Annotated in this window: 16 protein-coding genes and 1 other annotated feature; of the genes, 12 read left to right on the top strand and 4 right to left on the bottom strand. The window is 28.9% G+C overall.

Translation table 11 applies throughout. The features are described from left to right. Positions 1 to 118 precede the first annotated feature (118 nt). Positions 119 to 2056, top strand: coding sequence for a Cache 3/Cache 2 fusion domain-containing protein (locus BUB01_RS19485; RefSeq protein WP_072992262.1), 1938 nt, complete (start codon positions 119 to 121; stop codon positions 2054 to 2056). Positions 2057 to 2319: 263 nt separating this feature from the next. Then, positions 2320 to 3351, top strand: coding sequence for a DUF1002 domain-containing protein (locus BUB01_RS19480; protein ID WP_072992259.1), 1032 nt, complete (start codon positions 2320 to 2322; stop codon positions 3349 to 3351). Positions 3352 to 3408: 57 nt separating this feature from the next. Here BUB01_RS19480 and BUB01_RS19475 read toward each other — a convergent pair whose 3' ends face one another. Next, the gene (locus BUB01_RS19475; RefSeq protein ID WP_072992256.1) at positions 3409 to 3921 is read right to left on the bottom strand and encodes a hypothetical protein; all 513 of its coding nucleotides are present in this window, start codon (positions 3919 to 3921) and stop codon (positions 3409 to 3411) included. Between the two features lie 681 nt (positions 3922 to 4602). Here BUB01_RS19475 and kdpF point away from each other — a divergent pair. From kdpF to BUB01_RS19440, 7 genes are all read left to right on the top strand, one after another. Further along, positions 4603 to 4680 carry a K(+)-transporting ATPase subunit F gene (kdpF, locus tag BUB01_RS24030; RefSeq protein WP_072992365.1) on the top strand — a complete coding sequence of 26 codons (78 nt, stop codon included), beginning with the start codon at positions 4603 to 4605 and terminating at the stop codon, positions 4678 to 4680. A 36-nt stretch (positions 4681 to 4716) separates the two neighbouring features. Then, positions 4717 to 6396: a potassium-transporting ATPase subunit KdpA gene (gene kdpA / locus BUB01_RS19465; protein ID WP_072992253.1), complete on the top strand. Its 1680-nt coding sequence runs from the start codon at positions 4717 to 4719 to the stop codon at positions 6394 to 6396. Positions 6397 to 6413: 17 nt separating this feature from the next. After that, positions 6414 to 8471: a potassium-transporting ATPase subunit KdpB gene (gene kdpB, locus BUB01_RS19460; RefSeq protein ID WP_072992250.1), complete on the top strand. Its 2058-nt coding sequence runs from the start codon at positions 6414 to 6416 to the stop codon at positions 8469 to 8471. A 22-nt stretch (positions 8472 to 8493) separates the two neighbouring features. Then, positions 8494 to 9132: a potassium-transporting ATPase subunit KdpC gene (gene kdpC, locus BUB01_RS19455; protein WP_072992247.1), complete on the top strand. Its 639-nt coding sequence runs from the start codon at positions 8494 to 8496 to the stop codon at positions 9130 to 9132. Positions 9133 to 9341: 209 nt separating this feature from the next. Then, positions 9342 to 11192 carry a HAMP domain-containing histidine kinase gene (locus BUB01_RS19450; RefSeq protein ID WP_072992243.1) on the top strand — a complete coding sequence of 617 codons (1851 nt, stop codon included), beginning with the start codon at positions 9342 to 9344 and terminating at the stop codon, positions 11190 to 11192. A gap of 6 nt (positions 11193 to 11198) precedes the next feature. Further along, entirely contained in the window at positions 11199 to 11804 is a 606-nt protein-coding gene (locus BUB01_RS19445) for a response regulator (RefSeq protein WP_072992241.1), read from the top strand. 2 nt (positions 11805 to 11806) lie between these two features. After that, positions 11807 to 12520, top strand: coding sequence for a GNAT family N-acetyltransferase (locus BUB01_RS19440; RefSeq protein WP_084109052.1), 714 nt, complete (start codon positions 11807 to 11809; stop codon positions 12518 to 12520). A 160-nt stretch (positions 12521 to 12680) separates the two neighbouring features. Here BUB01_RS19440 and asnA read toward each other — a convergent pair whose 3' ends face one another. The 3 genes from asnA to BUB01_RS19425 all read right to left on the bottom strand — a co-directional run bounded on the left by asnA (position 12681) and on the right by BUB01_RS19425 (position 14950). Beyond that, positions 12681 to 13691 (bottom strand): aspartate--ammonia ligase, encoded by a 1011-nt coding sequence (gene asnA / locus BUB01_RS19435; protein ID WP_278337159.1) that lies wholly within the window; start codon positions 13689 to 13691, stop codon positions 12681 to 12683. 127 nt (positions 13692 to 13818) lie between these two features. After that, positions 13819 to 14077: a binding site (T-box leader), on the bottom strand. Positions 14078 to 14280: 203 nt separating this feature from the next. Then, positions 14281 to 14598, bottom strand: a complete 318-nt coding sequence (locus BUB01_RS19430) for a hypothetical protein (RefSeq protein WP_072992234.1) — start codon at positions 14596 to 14598, stop codon at positions 14281 to 14283. 34 nt (positions 14599 to 14632) lie between these two features. Next, entirely contained in the window at positions 14633 to 14950 is a 318-nt protein-coding gene (locus BUB01_RS19425) for a hypothetical protein (protein ID WP_072992231.1), read from the bottom strand. 310 nt (positions 14951 to 15260) lie between these two features. On the opposite strand from BUB01_RS19425, the gene BUB01_RS19420 reads away from it, so the two are divergent. The 3 genes from BUB01_RS19420 (at position 15261) to BUB01_RS19410 (ending at position 19912) form a co-directional block, all read left to right on the top strand. Further along, positions 15261 to 15737 carry a GNAT family N-acetyltransferase gene (locus BUB01_RS19420; RefSeq protein ID WP_072992227.1) on the top strand — a complete coding sequence of 159 codons (477 nt, stop codon included), beginning with the start codon at positions 15261 to 15263 and terminating at the stop codon, positions 15735 to 15737. A gap of 94 nt (positions 15738 to 15831) precedes the next feature. Then, positions 15832 to 16500, top strand: a complete 669-nt coding sequence (locus BUB01_RS19415; RefSeq protein WP_072992224.1) for a phage tail protein — start codon at positions 15832 to 15834, stop codon at positions 16498 to 16500. 28 nt (positions 16501 to 16528) lie between these two features. Beyond that, complete coding sequence (locus BUB01_RS19410; RefSeq protein WP_072992221.1) at positions 16529 to 19912, top strand: InlB B-repeat-containing protein; 3384 nt, start codon at positions 16529 to 16531, stop codon at positions 19910 to 19912. The last annotated feature ends 110 nt before the right edge of the window (positions 19913 to 20022 follow it).

Genomic DNA, 20022 nt, shown 5'->3' with positions numbered 1-20022 from the left:
ATAATGTTTGTGACTTTTTGTATATATTATGATATTATAAATAAGGCAAATAAATCTAAAAGTAGAAATTAAGAAATATAATATATATTTTACTTAGGAAGAAGGGATACAAAATATAATGAGTATTAAGTTTAAACTTATAATTAGTTATTTAGTATTAATTATATTTACAGTAGGAGTTTTAGGGCTTTTAATTGCTGATAAGTCTAAAAAAGCACTTTTTAATGAAGTAACAGAAAATAGCTATAGAATAACAGAACTTATGAATACGACCCTTAGTGTAAGAAATGATTTGCTTATGGAAAAGGCGTTTAGTGATACAAATTATGCATCAGATGAGATAAAGAATTTAGGAGAAGTATCTATACATGAAGATGAGTTTCTTAAGATTGGAGATGGATATTATCCAAGTTTATATGCAGGAAAAACAAGATTGTCATTAAATGGTGATTTGGTGAGTGATTTAAAAAAAAATAGTGGAGCGCTAGTTACAATACATTTATTAGACGAAAATAAACTTATAAGAGTGGCTACGATGTTAGAAAATAAAAATGGAAGTGCAGTAGGTACATGTATAACAAGTGATTCTGAAATTTATCAAAAAATAATAAAAGGCGAAGAATATGAAGGGGTTATAACTTTTGGAGGAGAAACGTATATTACAAGGGTAAAGCCTTTGTTTAATAATAATAAGAAAGTAGTTGGAGCAATTGGGCTCGGAAATAAAATTCTTAATGATTATTTAGAAAAAAGCATTAATGCTATTAAATTTGGTAAGTCAGGTTATCTTTATATAATTGATAGAGATGGTGTACTTAAAACGCATCCTACTAAAAAAGGTGAGAGCTTAGGTGAATTTGATTATTGCAAGCAGATGCTAAAAAATAAGTCTGGTACTATAGAATATGAATTTAATGGTATGAAAAAATTTGCAAGTTATAGATATTTTGAACCATGGAATTGGTATATAGTAGCTACAGCTACTCACGATGATTTAAATTATACTTCTAAAACTATAATGATATCAATATTAATAGTTGGCCTAATAATTATAGTTATTTCAACAGCATTGGCTATAATAATAGCTAATAACTTATCAAATCCACTTAAAAAGCTTAAAGATTATATGGAAATAGCTAGTAAAGGGGATTTGTCTATACGTTCAGACATAGACAGTAAGGATGAAATTGGTATATTATCAAAAAGTTTTAATAATATGATTACTGTAAATAATAGATTATTAGAAGAGACAGTTAAATACGATAAGCTTAAAAACGAATTTATGGCAAATATGTCTCATGAACTTAAGACACCGCTTAATATTATATTTTCAACTGCGCAACTATTTTCTTTGTATGCTGAAAATACAGATACAATTGCAAATAAAGAAAAGCTTAATAACTATATAGATACTATAAAACAAAATTGTTACAGACTTTTACGACTTGTAAATAATTTAATTGATATTACAAAAATAGATTCAGGATTTATGGAATTAAATTTGAAAAATGATAACATAGTAGCTGTGGTGGAAGAGATAACTTTGTCAACAGCTAAATATGTAGAAAATATGAACAGAGAAATTATATTTGATACAGAGATAGAAGAAAAAATAATGGCAATAGATGAAGAAAAGATGGAGAGAATTCTCTTAAATCTTATATCTAACGCTATCAAATTTACTGATGTAAATGGGGTTATAGAAGTAAATATATATGATAGAATAACTTATATAGTAATAGAAGTTAAGGATAATGGAAGGGGGATTCCAGAATCGGAGTTAAGTAATATATTTGAAAGATTCAAACAGGTAGATCCATTATTAAGCAGAAGTCATGAAGGTAGCGGAATAGGACTTTCTATGGTTAAATCTTTAGTTGAAATGCATAAGGGAGAGATTAGGGTTGAAAGTAAATATAAAGAGGGAACAAACTTTAAAATATATTTACCAGTAAATATTGAAATAAAAGAAGATGAATTTAAAGACAAGGAAAAGCTTGTGCATCATACTAATGTTGAGAAAATACAAATAGAGTTTTCTGATATATATAAGTGAATAATGAAATTTTAGTTTTTAATAATATAAAGCTAAGCTTAACTAATTAATTTATAATTCAAATTAGTTAAGCTTATTAAGAATATTTATTTTAATACAATAAACAGAAGTTCCTCTTGAGATACTATCCATAATTTTACTACTAATAATTTTATTAATATAGTAAAATAATGATAAGTAAACATTAGGGGGTGTAATAATAAAATAAATTTTATTGTATATTATTAATATAAAGTACTAAATGTAGGGAGAGATTAAGTAAAATGAAAATAAAATTTAAGTTTTTATCAAGTGCATTATCAGCGCTATTAATAGCAGGAACACTTTCAAGTACTGTAGCTTTCGCTGATTCAAAGGATACAGTAGTTGTTAGCTTAGGAGCTGATTTAAAGAAAGAGCAAAAAACAGAGATGTTAAATAGGTTTGGAGTAACATATAAACAAATAGAGGCTGGGGATGTTAAGCAAATTGACATAACAAATCAAGATATAAGAGAACAATTAGGAATGGATACAAGTAAGCCTATACCAAAAAACAGTGTTTCAATTTCAAGCTGTTATATTAAAGTGTTAGGAAAGGGTGAAGGTGTAAATGTATCAACTCATAACCTTACAGAAGTTACAAAAAGTATGCTTGCAAATGCAATTATAACTTCAGGTATAACAGATGCTAAAGTTATAGCAGATGCACCTTATGAAGTAACAGGAACAGCAGCTTTAGCTGGTGTATTAAAAGGTTTTGAAAAATCAACAGGAAAGGAATTACCTCTTGAAAATAAGGAAGTAGCTAGAAAAGAAATAAGTGTAACTAAGAATATAGGGGATAGTATAGGTCCAGATAAAGCAGCTTCTATGGTAAGTGACGCTAAAACACAAGTTATAAAGGATAAACCAAAAGATGAACAAGCAATAAAAAAAGTTATAGATAAAACATCAGATAACTATGAAGTTAAGCTTACAGCTGATCAAGAAAAGCAATTAACTAAATTATTAGAAGATGTAAATAAATTGAATTTAAATTATAATGATATAAAATCTTCATTAGATAAGTTAAACGAAAATATGCAAAAAAGTCTTGAAAAGGCTGGAGTTATATTAAAGGAAAATAATAATTTACTTCACAAGATATCGATGAAATTTGACTCATTTGCAAATTGGGTAAAAGGTATATTTGGTAAGGCTGCAGAAGAAATAGAACCAGCTAAATTGGATACTAAGAAAGCAGATCCAAGTCAGCCAAAGCAAGAAGGAAATGACGCAAGTCAAGGCGATGTTTTAGATAAAACAACTAAATAAGAATTAAAAATAAAAGAGATATCTCAAAATAGAAATTCTATTTTTGAGATATCTCTTTTAAATTATATTGGAATAATTTAATGAATTTTTTTTAATAGAAGTTGAGAAAATAGGTTTATCATTTATTTTAAAATCTAAGGGGAAATAATTTGTGTTATCGCCTGTATATCTAATGTTTAGTCCTCTTCTTATACTAGAATCTAATGTGGGATCTAATATTATTGTTTTATTTGAAATATTTAGTTTAACAAAATACCATTCAGTAATGGAGTCATTTTTGCTTATTATACAGTTAAAATTGTCCTTAATAAAAATAGATTCTAAAGAACATTCTATTTTATTAATTTTTAAAAGCGAATAAAGTAAAATGTTTTTACTTGTATTATTGCCAAATCCGAAAACTAGTGTTTCAGAAGCTTTTTGTACAAATTTACTATTTTCATATATTATATTATTTCTTACAAAGTTGAATATTTTATATATTTTATGTTCTATGGTTGATGAATTAAAGTTAGTCCCACTTTTAATTAAAAGTGGGTGCGAAAAGTCTGTATAATCATTAAATATCAAAAGTATAGCCCCCTTTAGCTGATTTTTTATTACTAGATAATTCTAATTTTAATCCATAAGATTATCAAATTTAAAATAATAGTTAATAATTTTTTATTGAATATGTAATAAAGCATTATATGAAATTAAGACTATTTTTCTTACAATATTTAAGTCTTACAATGAATTAAAGCATTAAAACAAAAAGGAGAAAAAATAAAATTTTTTAGTAAAATATTAAAAGATTTTTTAATTATTTTAAGAATATAGAAAACGTTGTAAAGCTTAGCAATAGCATTTTAATTTCTATAAATGGTATTTAAAAGTATAAATAAAAGTTTTTTTGATTATATTTAAGAAAATAAAAACTTAATTTTATAACAAGCTGTAAAAAAGAGAAAATAAGAGGATAAGCTTATGAAAAATAGGCTTATTTTAATTTAATAACAACTAATAATAACAAGAAAACTAAAATAAAGAAATTTGAAGATTTTATATTTTAATACATAGGAGTTTATAATGAGTTTACTGGCTGGCAGACAAGTGTAAGTTTGAAATGGGGGGATATGTATGAAGGATATTATATTTATAGGAACGCTACTTTTATGTTATATAGTATTTTACTTAACAACAGAGTGGTGTGATAAGCAAATTAATCCTAAGAAGGATAAAAAATAAAGTTAATACTAGGAGGCAAATAATATGATATTGTTAGGTATCCTTGGAGGTGCATTATTTATTTACCTAGGTTATGCACTTATAAATCCAGAAAAGTTCTAGATATAGTAAATAAATTTATTCAGGGGGTTAAAATAAATGAATATTTTACAAATAGTATTTTCATTAGCATTATTTATTTTAATAATAATACCACTAGGAAAATATCTTTATAAAGTTATTAGTGGAGAAAAATCAAAGATAGATCCAGTATTTGATAGAATGGACAATATAATTTATAAAATTACTAGGATAGATAAAGAGGAAATGGTATGGAAAAAGTACGCAATATCCTTAGTAGTGTTTAATGGTGTTATGGTATTGGTATCATACATAGTATTAAGGGTACAAGCAATGCTCTTCTTAAATCCTAACGGTATAGGAGCAATGGAAGAAGGTTTAAGTTTTAATACAGCGATAAGTTTTATTACAAACACTAACTTACAAGATTATAGTGGTGAGTCAGGGTTAAGTTATTTAAGTCAAATGATAGTTATAATTTTCTTAATGTTTACATCAGGAGCATCAGGAGTTGCAGCAGCTGCTGCATTTATGAGAGGAATTGTAGGAAAGAAAAAAACTTTAGGAAATTATTTTGTAGATATGGTTAGGATTACCACAAGGGTACTTATACCACTTGCAATTTTAGTATCACTTATATTAGTTTCTCAAGGAACACCCCAAACTTTGGATGCAAATGTTACAGTTACTACAATAGAGGGGAAAATGCAAGATATTGCAAGAGGTCCAGTAGCAGCTTTAGAGTCTATAAAGCATTTAGGGACTAATGGTGGTGGTTTCTTTGGGGCAAACTCAGCACATCCATTTGAAAATCCAACTCCAATAACAAATTTAGTAGAAATGCTTTCGATGATGATAATACCAGGAGCTTTAGTAGTTAGTTTAGGGCATATGTTAAAGAATAGAAAACAAAGTAGAGCGATATTTGCAGCAATGTCTATTTTATTTCTAATATCATTAGTAGTTTGTTATAAAGCAGAGATTGCAGGAAATCCGATTTTAACAAACTCAGGTTTATCTCAAAGTTTAGGAAATATGGAAGGTAAAGAAGTAAGAAATGGAATTACTCAATCGGCTTTATTCACTACAGTAACTACATCTTTTACAACAGGATCAGTAAATAATATGCATGATTCACTTACACCACTTGGTGGATTAGTGCCACTTTGGAATATGATGCTTAATGTAATTTTTGGTGGTGAAGGTGTAGGCCTTATGGGTATGTTAATGTATGCAATACTTACAGTATTCCTTTGTGGTTTAATGGTTGGAAGAACGCCAGAGTTTTTAAAAAAGAAAATTGAAGGAAAGGAAATGAAGCTAATTGCACTTGCAATTATTATACACCCATTAATAATACTTACCCCAACAGCAATATCTTTAGTTACAACAGATGGACTTGCTGGTTTAACAAATCCAAGTTTTCATGGCTTAAGTCAATCACTGTATCAATTCACAAGCTCTGCAGCTAATAATGGGTCTGGTTTTGAAGGACTTGCAGATAATACTATATTCTGGAATACAAGTGCTGGTTTAGTAATGTTGTTTGGTAGATATTTTTCAATGATATTATTACTTGCAGTGGCTGGTTCATTAGCATCTAAAAAAGCAGTTCCAGTAAGTGTATCAACCTTTAAAACAGATAATAAAATGTTTGTTATTATGCTTGTAGCAATTGTATTAATAATAGGAGCATTAACATTCTTACCAGCCTTAGCACTTGGACCTATAGCAGAACATTTAACATTATTGAAGTAAATCAAGGAGTAGATATAATGAATAAGGTAGAAAATAAAAAGGCTATAAATAAAGATATAAAGATAAAAGCCATAAAAGATTCTTTTATAAAACTTAATCCTAAATTTATGATTAAAAATCCAGTTATGTTTGTAGTAGAATTAGGTTTTTTTATTACATTAGTATTAACAATATTTCCAAATCTTTTTGGTGATGGTCAAAGCAATTTAAGGTATTACAATTTTGTAGTAAGTATAATATTATTAGTAACTGTGCTTTTTGCAAACTTTTCAGAAGCAATAGCAGAAGGAAGGGGAAAGGCGCAAGCTGATGAATTAAAGAAAACCCGTAAAGACACAAAGGCTAAACTACTTTTAAAGGATGGAACATTTAAATTGATAAGTGCTATTGAATTAAAAAAAGGGGATAGAGTTTTAGTTGAAAATGGCGATTTAGTACCAAATGATGGATTTGTTTATGAAGGTGTAGCTTCAGTAGATGAATCATCAATAACAGGGGAGTCAGCAGCAGTATTAAAAGAAGCAGGTGGAGATTTTTCATCAGTAACTGGAGGAACAAAAGTAGTTAGTGATTGGTTAAAAGTTGAAATAACAGCAACACCAGGAGAATCTTTCCTTGATAAGATGATAAAATTGGTAGAAGGGGCTTCTCGTAAGAAGACTCCAAATGAAATAGCTTTAAGTACTTTACTTATAGGGTTAACAATAATATTCTTAATAGTTATAATGACATTATTCCCTATGGCAATTTACTCAAAAATAGATATTCCAGTATCAACTATGATAGCGTTACTTGTCTGTCTTATACCAACAACAATAGGAGGATTACTTTCAGCTATAGGTATAGCAGGTATGGATAGAGTTACAAGATTTAATGTTATAGCTATGTCAGGTAAAGCTGTTGAGGCTTGTGGTGACGTAGATACAATGATATTAGATAAAACAGGAACCATAACTTTTGGTAATAGAATGGCAGCAGAATTTATACCTGCTGGAAAGCATACAAAGGAAGAAGTTACAAGATTTGCAGTTCTTTCTTCGATAAAAGATACAACGCCAGAAGGAAGGTCTGTAATAGAACTTGCTAAAAATCAAGGTGTAAGTATAAATGAAAAAGAATATGAAGATGCTGATTTTATAGAATTTACAGCTCAAACTAGAATGAGTGGTATGGATCTAAGAGATGGAGTAAGAGTTAGAAAAGGGGCTACAGATGCAGTTAAAGTTTTTATAACTGAACTTGGAGGAAGGGTTCCAGAGGATTTAGATGCAGTAACTGAAAAAATATCAAAACTTGGAGGAACTCCGTTAGTAGTTGCTGTAGACAAGCATATTTTTGGAGTAATATATTTAAAAGATACTGTAAAACCTGGACTAGTTGAGAGATTTGCAAGACTTAGAGAAATGGGAATAAAGACTGTTATGTGTACAGGAGATAATCCATTAACAGCAGCAACAATAGCTAAAGAAGCTGGAGTTGATGAATTTATACCAGAATGTAAACCAGAAGACAAAATAGATGTTATTAAAAGAGAACAAAATGAAGGTAAAATAGTTGCTATGACAGGTGATGGAACAAATGATGCACCAGCTCTAGCACAGGCAGATGTAGGAATAGCTATGAATAGTGGAACTCAAGCTGCAAAGGAAGCTGCAAATATGGTTGACTTAGATTCAGATCCAACTAAGATATTAGAAGTAGTTGAAATAGGAAAGCAACTTTTAATAACAAGAGGTGCACTTACAACATTTAGTATAGCAAATGATGTAGCTAAATACTTTGCCATAATACCAGCAATGTTTGCAATTGCTATACCAGAAATGAATATTATAAATGTAATGAGACTTGAAACTCCATCAAGTGCTATATTATCAGCTTTAATCTTCAATGCTATAATAATACCTTTATTAATACCTATAGCAATGAAGGGTGTTAAATATAAACCTATGAAGTCAGAAAAGATGTTATTAAGAAACATATTAATTTATGGATTAGGTGGAATTATAGTGCCGTTCATAGGAATTAAAATAATAGATATAATAGTTTCACCATTAGTAAGTATGCTTGTTTTATAGCATGAATTTGGAGGGATTTTAGATGAAAAAAATAATTACGACCTCATTAACATTATGCATTGCATTAATAGTATTATGTGGATTTATATATCCTTTAATAGTTACTGGTATAAGCCAGGTAGCTTTTAAAGATAAGGCAAATGGAAGTTTAGCTTACTTCAATGGTAAAGTAGTAGGTTCAAAAATGTTAGGTCAAAACTTTACTGATGAAAGATTCTTTAGAAGTAGACCATCTTCAATAAACTATAATACTTATACAGAAGAAGATACTAAACCAGATAAAGATGGTAAGACAGCTTATGGTGGGATAGGATCAGGAGGTTCTAACTACTCAAACGGCAATCCAGCATTAAAGGAAAGAGTTGAAAAAGATATGGAAGACTTTTTAAAAAGTCATCCTACAGTAAAAAAAGAAGATATACCAACTGATTTATTGACTGCTTCAGGCTCAGGCTTAGATCCTAATATAACACCGGCTTCAGCAAAAATTCAAATAGATGCAGTTTCAAAAGCATCAGGAATTTCAAAAGGTGAATTAGAAAAGTTAATATCTAAATGTACAGATAGTAAGAGTCTAGGAATTTTAGGTGAAGAAAGAGTTAATGTATTAATGTTAAATTTAGAAGTAGCTAATATATTAAAAAGTAATGGAAAATTATAGTAAGAATAAGATTTATTTAATGGCAAAAAGCCTCTAAGCTATCTTAGGGGCTTCTACCTATGTAGTATAAAATATAATATTAGTATACGGTCTTCTAAAGAATATTAATTTTCTAATTTTATAGTTTATTTGTAAAGTTGAATGATTAGGCTTAAATTGATATAATCCTAATATGTGGAACAATAAGAAAAGAAAGGTTAATATATCGTATGAATTATATAAAAACTCTAAAAGGAAAATTAAATCTAATATATATATCTTTAATTTTCATAATTGGTATAGTTGGGTCAATTTCTGTTTATAATGTTTACAAATTGGGCATGTCAATAGATGGGTTGATTACTGATAATTATAAAAGTATAGTTGCAGCAAATAATATGAATGAAAGGATAGAAAATGAAGATAAGGCAGTACTTAAATATCTACAGTTCCACAATAAGGAAGCAATAGACATGTTTTATAAAAGTAATGATGAGTTTTATAAATGGCTTTATGTTGAGAAGGGTAACGTTACAGAACCTACAGAAGGGGAAATAGTGGATAAGCTTAATACTCATTATGTAGAGTTAACAAAGCTATTTGCTCATTTACAAGAAATTGATAATAACAAGAATGTAGAAAGAGAAGAATTTTACAAAAATAATATAAGCAAAAAGATAGAAGAAATTAAAGGTGATTTGAAAGATTTATCAAAGGCTAATGAAGTAGCCATGTTTGACAAAAAAAACAAGACTAAATTTAGTGCCGAAGCATCTACAAAAATAATATTTATAGTGTCGCTTATGGCTGCATCAATAGGGTTATTCTTGTCATTGATATATACTAATAAGTATTTAAAACCGATACATTTATTAGCTGATACTATTAAATCAGTTAAAGAAGGAGAGCTAAATAAACAAGCACCTATAATATATAATGATGAGATTGGAATGTTAGCTACAGAGTTTAACAATATGACATCTAGGCTTCATGAATTTGAGAAAAGTACGAAAGGAACACTTTTAGCGGAAAAGCACAGGTCTATGACAATAGTTAAAAGTATATCAGATCCTTTAATGGTTTTAGATTCTAGCTTTAAGATAAAATTTATAAATAATGATTGTGGAAATTTTTTTAGTTTAAATGAAGAAGAAGTTTTAAATAGGCATTTTCTTCAAGTTATAAAAGAAGGAGAGCTATATGATCATGTTTTTGAAATAATGAATAATAATTCTATTGATAAGGGAATGTTATTTGAAATAACAATTAATAATAAATTAACTTATTTTAATGTTACTGTAACACCTATAAAGGATAAAGATGATAAAAATAATGGAGTTATTGTGTTATTTAAAAATGTAACTGAGCTTAAACAACTAGAAAGAATTAAAACTGAATTTATAGGAACCATATCCCATGAGTTAAAAACACCCTTGACATCTCTTATGATGGGTGTAGGACTTATGAATGATGCAAATTTAGGAGCATTAAATACAAGGCAGAATAGAGTGTTAGGTGCAATAAAAGAAGATGTTCAAAAGTTAAATGATTTAGTTTTAAATTTACTTAAAATATCAGAACTAGAATCAGAAAGGGCAGTATTTAATATATTACCTGTTAATATAGAAGTCTTAATACAAAGTTGTGTGGATAGTTACAAAAATCAAGCAGAAAAAAAAGCTTTGAGTTTGGTAGCGGTAATAGAAGACAATCTTCCTAAAGTTATGGTTGATGAAGAAAAGATTATGTGGGTTTTAAATAATTTAGTATCAAACGCCATAAGGTATACAGATGAAAATGGAGCAATATCTATAGGTGCTTATAAATTTAATGATAGTATAAAGGTATATGTTCAAGATACTGGAAGAGGAATACCAGAAGAATATCTAGAGAGGATATTCCAAAAATTTGTAAGAGTAGATGGGTTTGAAGTCCTTCCAGAAAGCACAGGTCTTGGGTTATCTATAGTTAAAGAAATAGTTGAAGCTCATGGTGGAGAAATTAAATGTGAAAGTGAAGTAAATAAGGGAAGTATATTTACATTTACAATTAAAACGGAAAATAAAGAAAGTGAGAGGTAATTTATTATGGGAAAAGTTCTTATTATAGATGATACAAAAAATATAAGGGTTTTACTTACAACTTGTCTTGAAATAAAAGGTTACGAGGTAATTACAGCGGAAAATGGAAAGGTTGCTTTAGAAATATTAGAAGAACATAAAGATGATTTTGAACTTATATTTTTGGATATAAGAATGCCTGGAATGAGTGGTACTGATGTTTTAAAGGTTATAAGTCAAAACGATATAAAATGTCCTGTTATTATAATGACAGCTTTTGCAACTGTAAAGAATGCTATTGATTGTACTAAACTTGGAGCAGTTGCATATTTACAAAAGCCATTTTCACCAGAGAGAGTACAAGCTGTAGTAGAGGAAGTAATAAAAAATAGAAGTAGTGAAGAAAAATGTGACCTAAATGATGTTCAAATATATATAAATAGAGCAAGAAAACTTATAGAAGAAAAAGAATATACAATTGCTTTCGAGGAATTAAAAATAGCACTTTCAATAGATCCGTACAAAAAGGAAATTTATTATTTAATAGGAAAGGTAAATGAATGTACAAATAATATAAATGTAGCTAAAAAGTTTTATTTAATGTCAGAAATAATAGAGGATAATGGTATATAGATATGCATAATAAGGATGAAATTATAAGGTTATTATTAAAAGATGAAATTAAGAATATAAATTTAATAAATTTTATTAAGAATTGTAAAGATTCTAAGGTATACAGAGAAGGCGATTCTGTTTTGGTTAGAGCTACTACTGATCAAAATTGGGTATATATAACGAGTGAGTCTTATGAAGAATTTATAGACCTTTTAAAATATGTTGAAAAAGAGGATAAAGCTTTTTTTCTTACTGATGAATGGATGGCCGAGTATATAACATTAAATAGTAATGTAGAATGGACATTACCATGTATGAAGTTGTATATTCCTATGGAGAAAAAGTTGGATGAGTGCAATTTTAATATGAGAAAATTAACTCTTAAGGATAGTGAATATATATTTGAAAATTACGAATATGCTAAATATACAAGCTTTGATTATTTAAAAGATAGAATAGAAAATGGTTTAAGTTTAGCTATAGAAGAAGATAATAAAATAGTTGGGTTCAGTATAACGCATGATGATGGAGCTATGGGATTTATGACTGTACTCAAGGAATATAGAAGAAAAAATTATGCTTATTATATTACAGTAGCTATGGCGAGAAAGATTAGAGAAAAAGGAAATTTACCATTTGCCCATATAGAAGAAAGTAATGAAAAATCTATGAATTTAGCATTAAAGTCTGGTTTTGAGAAATATAAAATGATTTATATTGTAAAACTTATATAAAAATAATATCAAATAAGAATAGACTATATTATTTTAAATTATCATATAATTAATATAAAAATTGTATGATAGGATATCAAGAAAAATAAAGAATTAAAAATGATTTTATAAAAAATAGCAATAAAAATATAACGGTGAAAACACACCGTTATATTTTTTATTAAAGTAGGATTATACCATTTTTTTCACATACTCCTATCATATCATCAGGCCAGATAGAAGCTTGAACTTCGCCAACATGAGCTTTTCTTAAGAAAAACATACATATTCTTGATTGCCCAATACCACCACCTACAGTATAAGGTAATTTGCCATCTAAAAGTAATCTGTGGAAATCAAGATTTGCCCTCTCTCTACAACCTGATATTTTTAATTGATCGTCTAAAGCTTTCTCATCAACTCTAATTCCCATAGAAGATAATTCAAAAGCTCTATCTAAAACAGGGTAGTAGAATAGGATATCTCCATTAAGTTTCCAGTCATCATAGTCAGGACTTCTTCCATCATGCTTTTCTCCAGATTTTAATGCTCCGCCTATTTCCATTAAGAAAACAGCCTTTTTTTCTCTGCATATAGCATCTTCTCTTTCTTTTGAAGTTAAGTCAGGAAATCTATCTTCAAGCTCTTGTGTAGTAACAAAATAAATATCATCTGGTAAAATAGGAGTTATATCTTTATATATGGAACATACATAAGTTTCAGTATCTTTGAATACTTTATATATAGATTTTACTATAGTTTTAAGAGTTTCCTTATTCCTATCTTCTTTAGCTAAAATCTTTTCCCAATCCCATTGGTCTACATATATTGAATGAAGGTTATCAAGATCTTCATCCCTTCTTATAGCGTTCATATCAGTATAAAGACCTTCACCTACTTGAAAGCCGTATCTGTATAAAGCAAGTCTTTTCCATTTAGCTAATGAATGAACTATCTCTATTGTTTCATCCTTAAGCTCTTTCATATCAAAACTGACAGGTCTTTCTGTGCCATTAAGTGCATCATTTATGCCAGTACCATTTTTTACAAATAGTGGAGCAGACACTCTAGTTAAGTTAAGAGCTTCAGCCAAAGCACCTTCAAAAAAATCCTTAACCTTTTTTATTGCTATTTCAGTTTCTTTTAATCCTAAATGTGATTTGTAACTTTCTGGAATTAATAATGAATCAATTGTTTTTACCATAATAACTTCGCCTCCAAATTTTAATTATTGTTTATTGCTTATTGATTAGGAAATTATCTATTATAGGGCCCTTACAATAGATAATTAAAAATAAAAAAAGCCTTTCATCCTATAAAAATAGGACGAAAGGCATATTATACTTTCCGCGGTACCACCTATGTTAGCTTATAAAAAGCTCACCTTAAATCAGTACAGATAAACTTATCGATACTGTCCTATCTATAACGGTTAGGCTCCGTCCAAGTCTACTCTCTAAAAGATTTCGGTTGGAAACTCAAGGATGTTCTTCACTATAGGTATCGTATGAGGCTTACACCATTCCTCACTCGCTAAAACTACTTCCTTATAATTACTCTTCCTATCAAAGTTTTTATATATCTTACAATAAATTTATCATATTATAAATTTATTGTCAATATAGTTTCAAATTAATTTTTAATTTAACAATTCTTATTAAAAATTGAGCACTCATAACAGCTTTAATACAAGATTCAATTTTCAATTATTAACTGTAAATTTACCATTTCTAAACTGATTCTAATTTAGAAAACAAAAAAGACACTGTATTAAGTGTCTTTTAAGAAATAAATATATTTCCATTGCCAACTATTACAAGTCTATAAGTAGGTTTTAGAGGTAATAAATTATATTTTAATGAGAGAGGACCTAAACGGATAGTTTGTAATTGCAGGTTATTTTCATCAAAAATGAGCACAAAAACAGTATCAGTTGAAGATACATTTTGAATATTATAAATGTTATTTGATGAAAAATTAAAATCAGATACTTTATAAACGCCTTCCTTAAAAGTATTACCAGCGGCCATAGCTGTTATATTTAGTATATTAAAGGATAAACATAAAAAGATTAAAAATGAAAAAGTAAATTTTCGCATTAGTAAAACTCCTTTCAAAGATTAGTTTAAATGCTTAAGAAATAATTACACGCCCTTGACCTAGTATGACAAGTCTATAGTTAGGTTTCAAAGGCAATAAAGCGATTTTTGGTGAATTAGGTTTTAGCGCTATTGTTTGTATTATTAATTGATTTTCATCAAAAAGAAGTACAAGAGAAGTGTCAGTAGTAGTAGCATTTTGGACACTATATAAATTATCGGGTGAGAAATTAAAATCCTCTAGTTTATAAATTCCTTCCTTAAATGAAGTTAGAGCATAAACAGGGATTACTCTAATGATATTTAATGATAAACAGAGAAAAATTAAAAATGAAATAATTAATTTTTTCATTAATAAACCTCCTTTCAGATGTTATTATAGACAACATTTTTATTTAATATGTGAAATAGGATTTATGAAGTACGACTTAATTAAAGGAAGATTTATTACATTGTTTAGTTCAATGATAAAAGTATTTTATTTTTGATATCTAAATTATTTGTAAGATACATAAAAATCTACGTTTGAAAAGTGTAAAATTTCAGGAAATTAGTATAGTAAAGGATGAATTTATAGGATATAATGTTATAGAAATGAATAAAAGTAAATAAATTCAAAAATGGTTTTGATAAATTCATTCTAACTTATAAGGAGAAAAAGAATGAAAATAAGAAATATTTCGTTATGCTTAGAAGATAAAAGACATAAAAATTTTTTAATTAGATTGTTTAAAGAATCTCATGAAGAGTTAAATTTAATAACAAATATAAATGAGGAGGAAAAGGAGAAGATTATTTATTCGCAATTTATAATGGAGCAACAACAATTGCGACAAGCATATCCAGAAGCTAAATTAAATATAATTATATGTAATAATGAGCCAATAGGGAAACTTTATATAAATTATGGTTATAAAGAAGAGCGTATTTTAGAAATCGGTATATTAAAAAAGTTTAGAAGACAGGGAATTTGTAAAAAGATTGTAACTAAAGTAATAGAAGAGGCTTTAGTAAAAGAAAAAGCTGTAAGTCTTCAGGTTGCCTGGTTTAATGTAGTGGCATATAACTTTTATGAAAATTTAGGTTTTAAAGTTATTGAAGATAAGGGTGCTTTCTATGAAATGAAATACATAAGATAATTTATTATAAGAAATATAAAATCGTTTCTAATATTGTTTTTAACTAATTTAAAACAGTATTAAAAAATAATAAATAATTAAGGAGGACGATAAAATGGAAGCATTTATCGGAACAATTTTACCTTGGGCAGGAACGTACGCTCCACAAGATTGGCTGTTTTGCGATGGAAGACAGATGCAAATTAGTACAAACAGTGCTTTATACGCAGTAATTGGTACAACTTATGGTGGAGATGGAAGAAATTACTTTAATTTACCAGATTTAAGAGGGAGGGTTATGATTGGAGGTGGAAGAAATCAAGCATCGAATAGAGATTGGATTTTAGGTCAGGCCAAAAATGGAAATATGCAAACTACTATTACAAATTCAAACATGCCAGCTCATAACCATGCAATAACTAATACTGTAACTCCTAATTCAGAAACTACTATTCCAGTAAGCTTAGATATTGGAATACCTGTTAATACAAGCCCGTCTAATACAACAACTACAAATGTACCTTCAAATAACAATTGTACACTTGGAGTAAGTAAAACTGCACCGCCACAAAATAGTAGTGTAAATATGTATACAACTAGTGAACCTACTCCAAATGCAACACTTAGGCCTTTTAATATAACAAAAAATATTAATATACCTGCCACAACGGTAAATTCAAGTTGTGCTAATACTGGGTCAGGAACACCTATTAATATTCAACCAGACTCTCTTTGCTTGAATTTTATAATATGTGTTAGCGGGCTATTTCCACCTCGACCATAATAAAAGTTTTTAAATTAAGGAGAACTTTATGAAAAAATCAGAAAAAAGGATAGTAGCTAAAACTTTAATATTAACTATGTTAATAAGTTTTTGTTTCACATTTTCAGTGCCAAAACTTGTTTATGCTGTAACGCCGAATATAATTAGTTTTGATTCGGATCCATTTCATGATAATTTCCAAAAGCAACCATATGATGTTATGACAGCAGATTTTGGTCAAGTAACATTTAAAGCTACGGATGATGATATCAATGTACCATTTAATGCACTTTCACCTACTAAAGCTAGAGGATTGGTGTATGCGGGATATTATACGGGGGATCCTGCATATCATGGATTAATGATTAGTGATGAGGATTCAAAAGGTATAAATGGTATTTGGTTTGCTTTTAAAACAAAAGATATAAGTAAGACATTCTCTTTTAAATCATTTAATCTTAGAGTGGTTGCTGGTAGTCCTAATTTTGTTGAGGTTAAAGGATTCCGTGATGGTATGAATGTCGCTACTCAGATGGTTAACTTTAGTGATAATCCAGAGACGATTACACATATAGATTTGAATAGTACTTTTAGATGTGTGGATGAGATTAGAATGAGACAAATGAATCCTGAACTTCAGGATGCTGGATTTAGAGGTTTTGAAGATATAGTGGTAAATGATCTTGAATTGGGTAATCCTATAATGTCTAAGATAGATTTTAGTAAATCAAACTATGATGTAGAAGAAAATGTCGGAAGCATAGATTTAGAAGTAAACAGGACTGTAGATACTGAAAAAGCGGTAACGGTAGATTATGCGACAAGTAATGGAACTGCTATAGCAGGAACTGATTACACTGAAACTTCCGGAACATTGAAATTTGCAAGTGGAGAAACTAGCAAAAAAATTACTATACCTATAATAGATAATTCAGTTTATGATGGAGATAAATCTTTAAATGTAGTTTTAAGTAAACCCACTGGTGGTGCAATCATTGGCGATCAAAAGGTTGCTACAGTTATAATTAAAGATAATGAGCAAAGAGATAAGGTTCTAACCTATGCAGCAGGAGAACATGGAAAGATTATGGGAAATCCTTCACAGACAGTAAAGCATGGTGCAAATGGAACAGAAGTAACAGCAGTACCTGATGAAGGATATAGTTTCATAGGTTGGAGTGATGGGATAAGTACAGCAAGCAGAACAGATATGAATGTAGCAAAGGATATAAACGTAACTGCAAATTTTGAAGTTAATGAATATACATTAAATTATTTATCAGGAGCACATGGAAGAATAACAGGTGTTACTTTACAAAAAGTGAAGCATGGGTTAAGTGGGAGTGCTGTAACAGCAATTCCTGATACAGGGTACAAGTTTGTAGATTGGAGTGATGGAGTAAAAACTCTAACTAGAACAGATGCTAATATAACAGGAAATAAATCAGTAACAGCAAACTTTGCAGCAAATGAATATACACTAACTTACAAAGCAGGAGTAAATGGAATGCTTAAAGGAAATATTTCTCAAACAGTAAAGTATGGAGAAAATGGAACAGAAATAGAGGCGGTTCCAAATCCAAATTATCATTTTGTAAGTTGGAGTGATGGAGTAAAAACTTCAAGTAGAACAGACACGAATGTAACAAAAGATATAAATGTAACTGCAAGTTTTGAAATTAATCAATATACTCTAAGCTATATAGCTGGCTCAAATGGAAGTGTTTTAGGACAAACTTTGCAGAATGTAAAACATGGAGATAGTGGAAGTGAAGTAATTGCAATGCCAGATGTAGGATATCACTTTATAGGGTGGAGCGATGGAGTAAAAACTGAAAAGCGAACAGATAGTAATGTAATAGAAAATAAAACTGCAACTGCAAATTTTGCCATAAATGAATATACTTTAACTTACGCAGCAGGAGCAAATGGAAGTATTACAGGGCAAGAAATACAGAAAGTAAATTATAATTTAGATGGAGCAAAGGTAACTGCAGTAGCAAATCCAGGATATCATTTTGTAAGCTGGAGTGATGGAGTAAAAACTGCAAGCAGAAAAGATACTAATGTAATAGATAATATAAATGTAACTGCAAGTTTTGAAATTAATCAATATACATTGAATTATGCAGCAGGAGCAAATGGAACTATTATAGGTGATACTTCTCAGACAGTAGATTATGGTTCGAATGGAAGTGAAGTAAAAGCAGTTGCGAATGCAGGATATCATTTTGTAAGCTGGAATGATGGAGTAAAAACTGCAATCAGAAAAGATAGAGGTATAACAGGAAATATAAATGTAATTGCAACCTTTGAAATAAATCAGGAATATACATTAACCTACGTAGCAGGGGTAAATGGAACTATTATAGGAAACACCTCACAAAAAGTAAATATTGGAGAAAGTGGAACGGAAGTAAAAGCAGTAGCAAATCCGGGGTACCATTTTGTAGGCTGGAGTGATGGAGTAAAGACAGAAAGCAGAACAGATACTAATGTAATAAGCAATATAAAGATAACTGCAAGTTTTGAAATTAACAGTTATACAGTAATATTTAAAGATTACAATGGTGATATTATAGGAACTGTACAAACAGTAAAACATGGAAGTAAAGCTGAAGCTCCAAAAGATCCAACAAGAATAGGCTATATTTTTAAAGGTTGGAATAAGTCCTTTGACAATGTAATAGGAGACTTAATCGTTACAGCAACCTATACAAGTGGAAATACCTATAACTTTCCAGCTAGTATACCTTCTGCAAGTTCAGATAACAAGGTAGAAGCAAAAATACCAGTGGGCTACTTAGAGAGTAGAGACAATACTTTAGTAGTAAATAGTAATATAGCTAATATATCAATACCAGCTAAAGCAATTGATATAAATAAAGACTTAGGAGACGGATATATCAAAGTAACAATAAAAGTTATTAATGATGATAACAAAATGGTATTGTTAAATAATGTGCCTAATGGAACAAAAGCAGTAGGTAATCCTTTGAGTCTTGATATACAGTTATTTGATAAAAATGATATTTTAGTAAAATGTATTCATGAATTTGAGAATAATGAAAAGGTTAAAGTAACCATAAAACTTACTGATGATGATATAAAAGGTTTAGATACAAGTAAGCTTTCAATATATTATTATAATGAAGTAAATAAAACTTGGGAAGAACTAGGTGGAAACTTTGATGAAGGTACAATGACATTTACTTTCTATACACAACATTTTTCAATATTTGCTGTAATGCAAAAAACTTCAACAGTAAATCCAGTACCAACTTCCCCAGTAGTAAATACACCAGTAACAAATGCATTATTGCAAACTGGATCATTAATTAACACTTATACAACAATTAGTTTTGCAAGTATATTAATGGTAGCAGGATTTATTTTGTTAAGAAGAAAGACAAAGAGGGTTAATAAAATATAAAATGAGCAGCAATCAACTTATTTTAATAAATTGATTGCTGTTTTTTAGTTGTATCATTTTGGAAAATACATTTGCAAAAAAATATTAGGATTTTTATGTTATATAAGATT

The sequence above is a fragment of the Clostridium cavendishii DSM 21758 genome (assembly GCF_900141845.1).
Classification (GTDB): domain Bacteria; phylum Bacillota; class Clostridia; order Clostridiales; family Clostridiaceae; genus Clostridium_AG; species Clostridium_AG cavendishii.
The sequence above is the reverse complement of the archived record's forward strand: the minus strand, read 5'-3'. Positions and strand labels throughout refer to the sequence as shown.

Coding starts and splice junctions, on each gene's coding strand:
- BUB01_RS19485 (WP_072992262.1), top strand. CDS start 119: ATGAGTATTAAGTTTAAACTTATAATTAGTTATTTAGTATTAATTATA.
- BUB01_RS19480 (WP_072992259.1), top strand. CDS start 2,320: ATGAAAATAAAATTTAAGTTTTTATCAAGTGCATTATCAGCGCTATTA.
- kdpF (WP_072992365.1), top strand. CDS start 4,603: ATGATATTGTTAGGTATCCTTGGAGGTGCATTATTTATTTACCTAGGT.
- kdpA (WP_072992253.1), top strand. CDS start 4,717: ATGAATATTTTACAAATAGTATTTTCATTAGCATTATTTATTTTAATA.
- kdpB (WP_072992250.1), top strand. CDS start 6,414: ATGAATAAGGTAGAAAATAAAAAGGCTATAAATAAAGATATAAAGATA.
- kdpC (WP_072992247.1), top strand. CDS start 8,494: ATGAAAAAAATAATTACGACCTCATTAACATTATGCATTGCATTAATA.
- BUB01_RS19450 (WP_072992243.1), top strand. CDS start 9,342: ATGAATTATATAAAAACTCTAAAAGGAAAATTAAATCTAATATATATA.
- BUB01_RS19445 (WP_072992241.1), top strand. CDS start 11,199: ATGGGAAAAGTTCTTATTATAGATGATACAAAAAATATAAGGGTTTTA.
- BUB01_RS19440 (WP_084109052.1), top strand. CDS start 11,807: ATGCATAATAAGGATGAAATTATAAGGTTATTATTAAAAGATGAAATT.
- BUB01_RS19430 (WP_072992234.1), bottom strand. CDS start 14,598: ATGCGAAAATTTACTTTTTCATTTTTAATCTTTTTATGTTTATCCTTT.
- BUB01_RS19425 (WP_072992231.1), bottom strand. CDS start 14,950: ATGAAAAAATTAATTATTTCATTTTTAATTTTTCTCTGTTTATCATTA.
- BUB01_RS19420 (WP_072992227.1), top strand. CDS start 15,261: ATGAAAATAAGAAATATTTCGTTATGCTTAGAAGATAAAAGACATAAA.
- BUB01_RS19415 (WP_072992224.1), top strand. CDS start 15,832: ATGGAAGCATTTATCGGAACAATTTTACCTTGGGCAGGAACGTACGCT.
- BUB01_RS19410 (WP_072992221.1), top strand. CDS start 16,529: ATGAAAAAATCAGAAAAAAGGATAGTAGCTAAAACTTTAATATTAACT.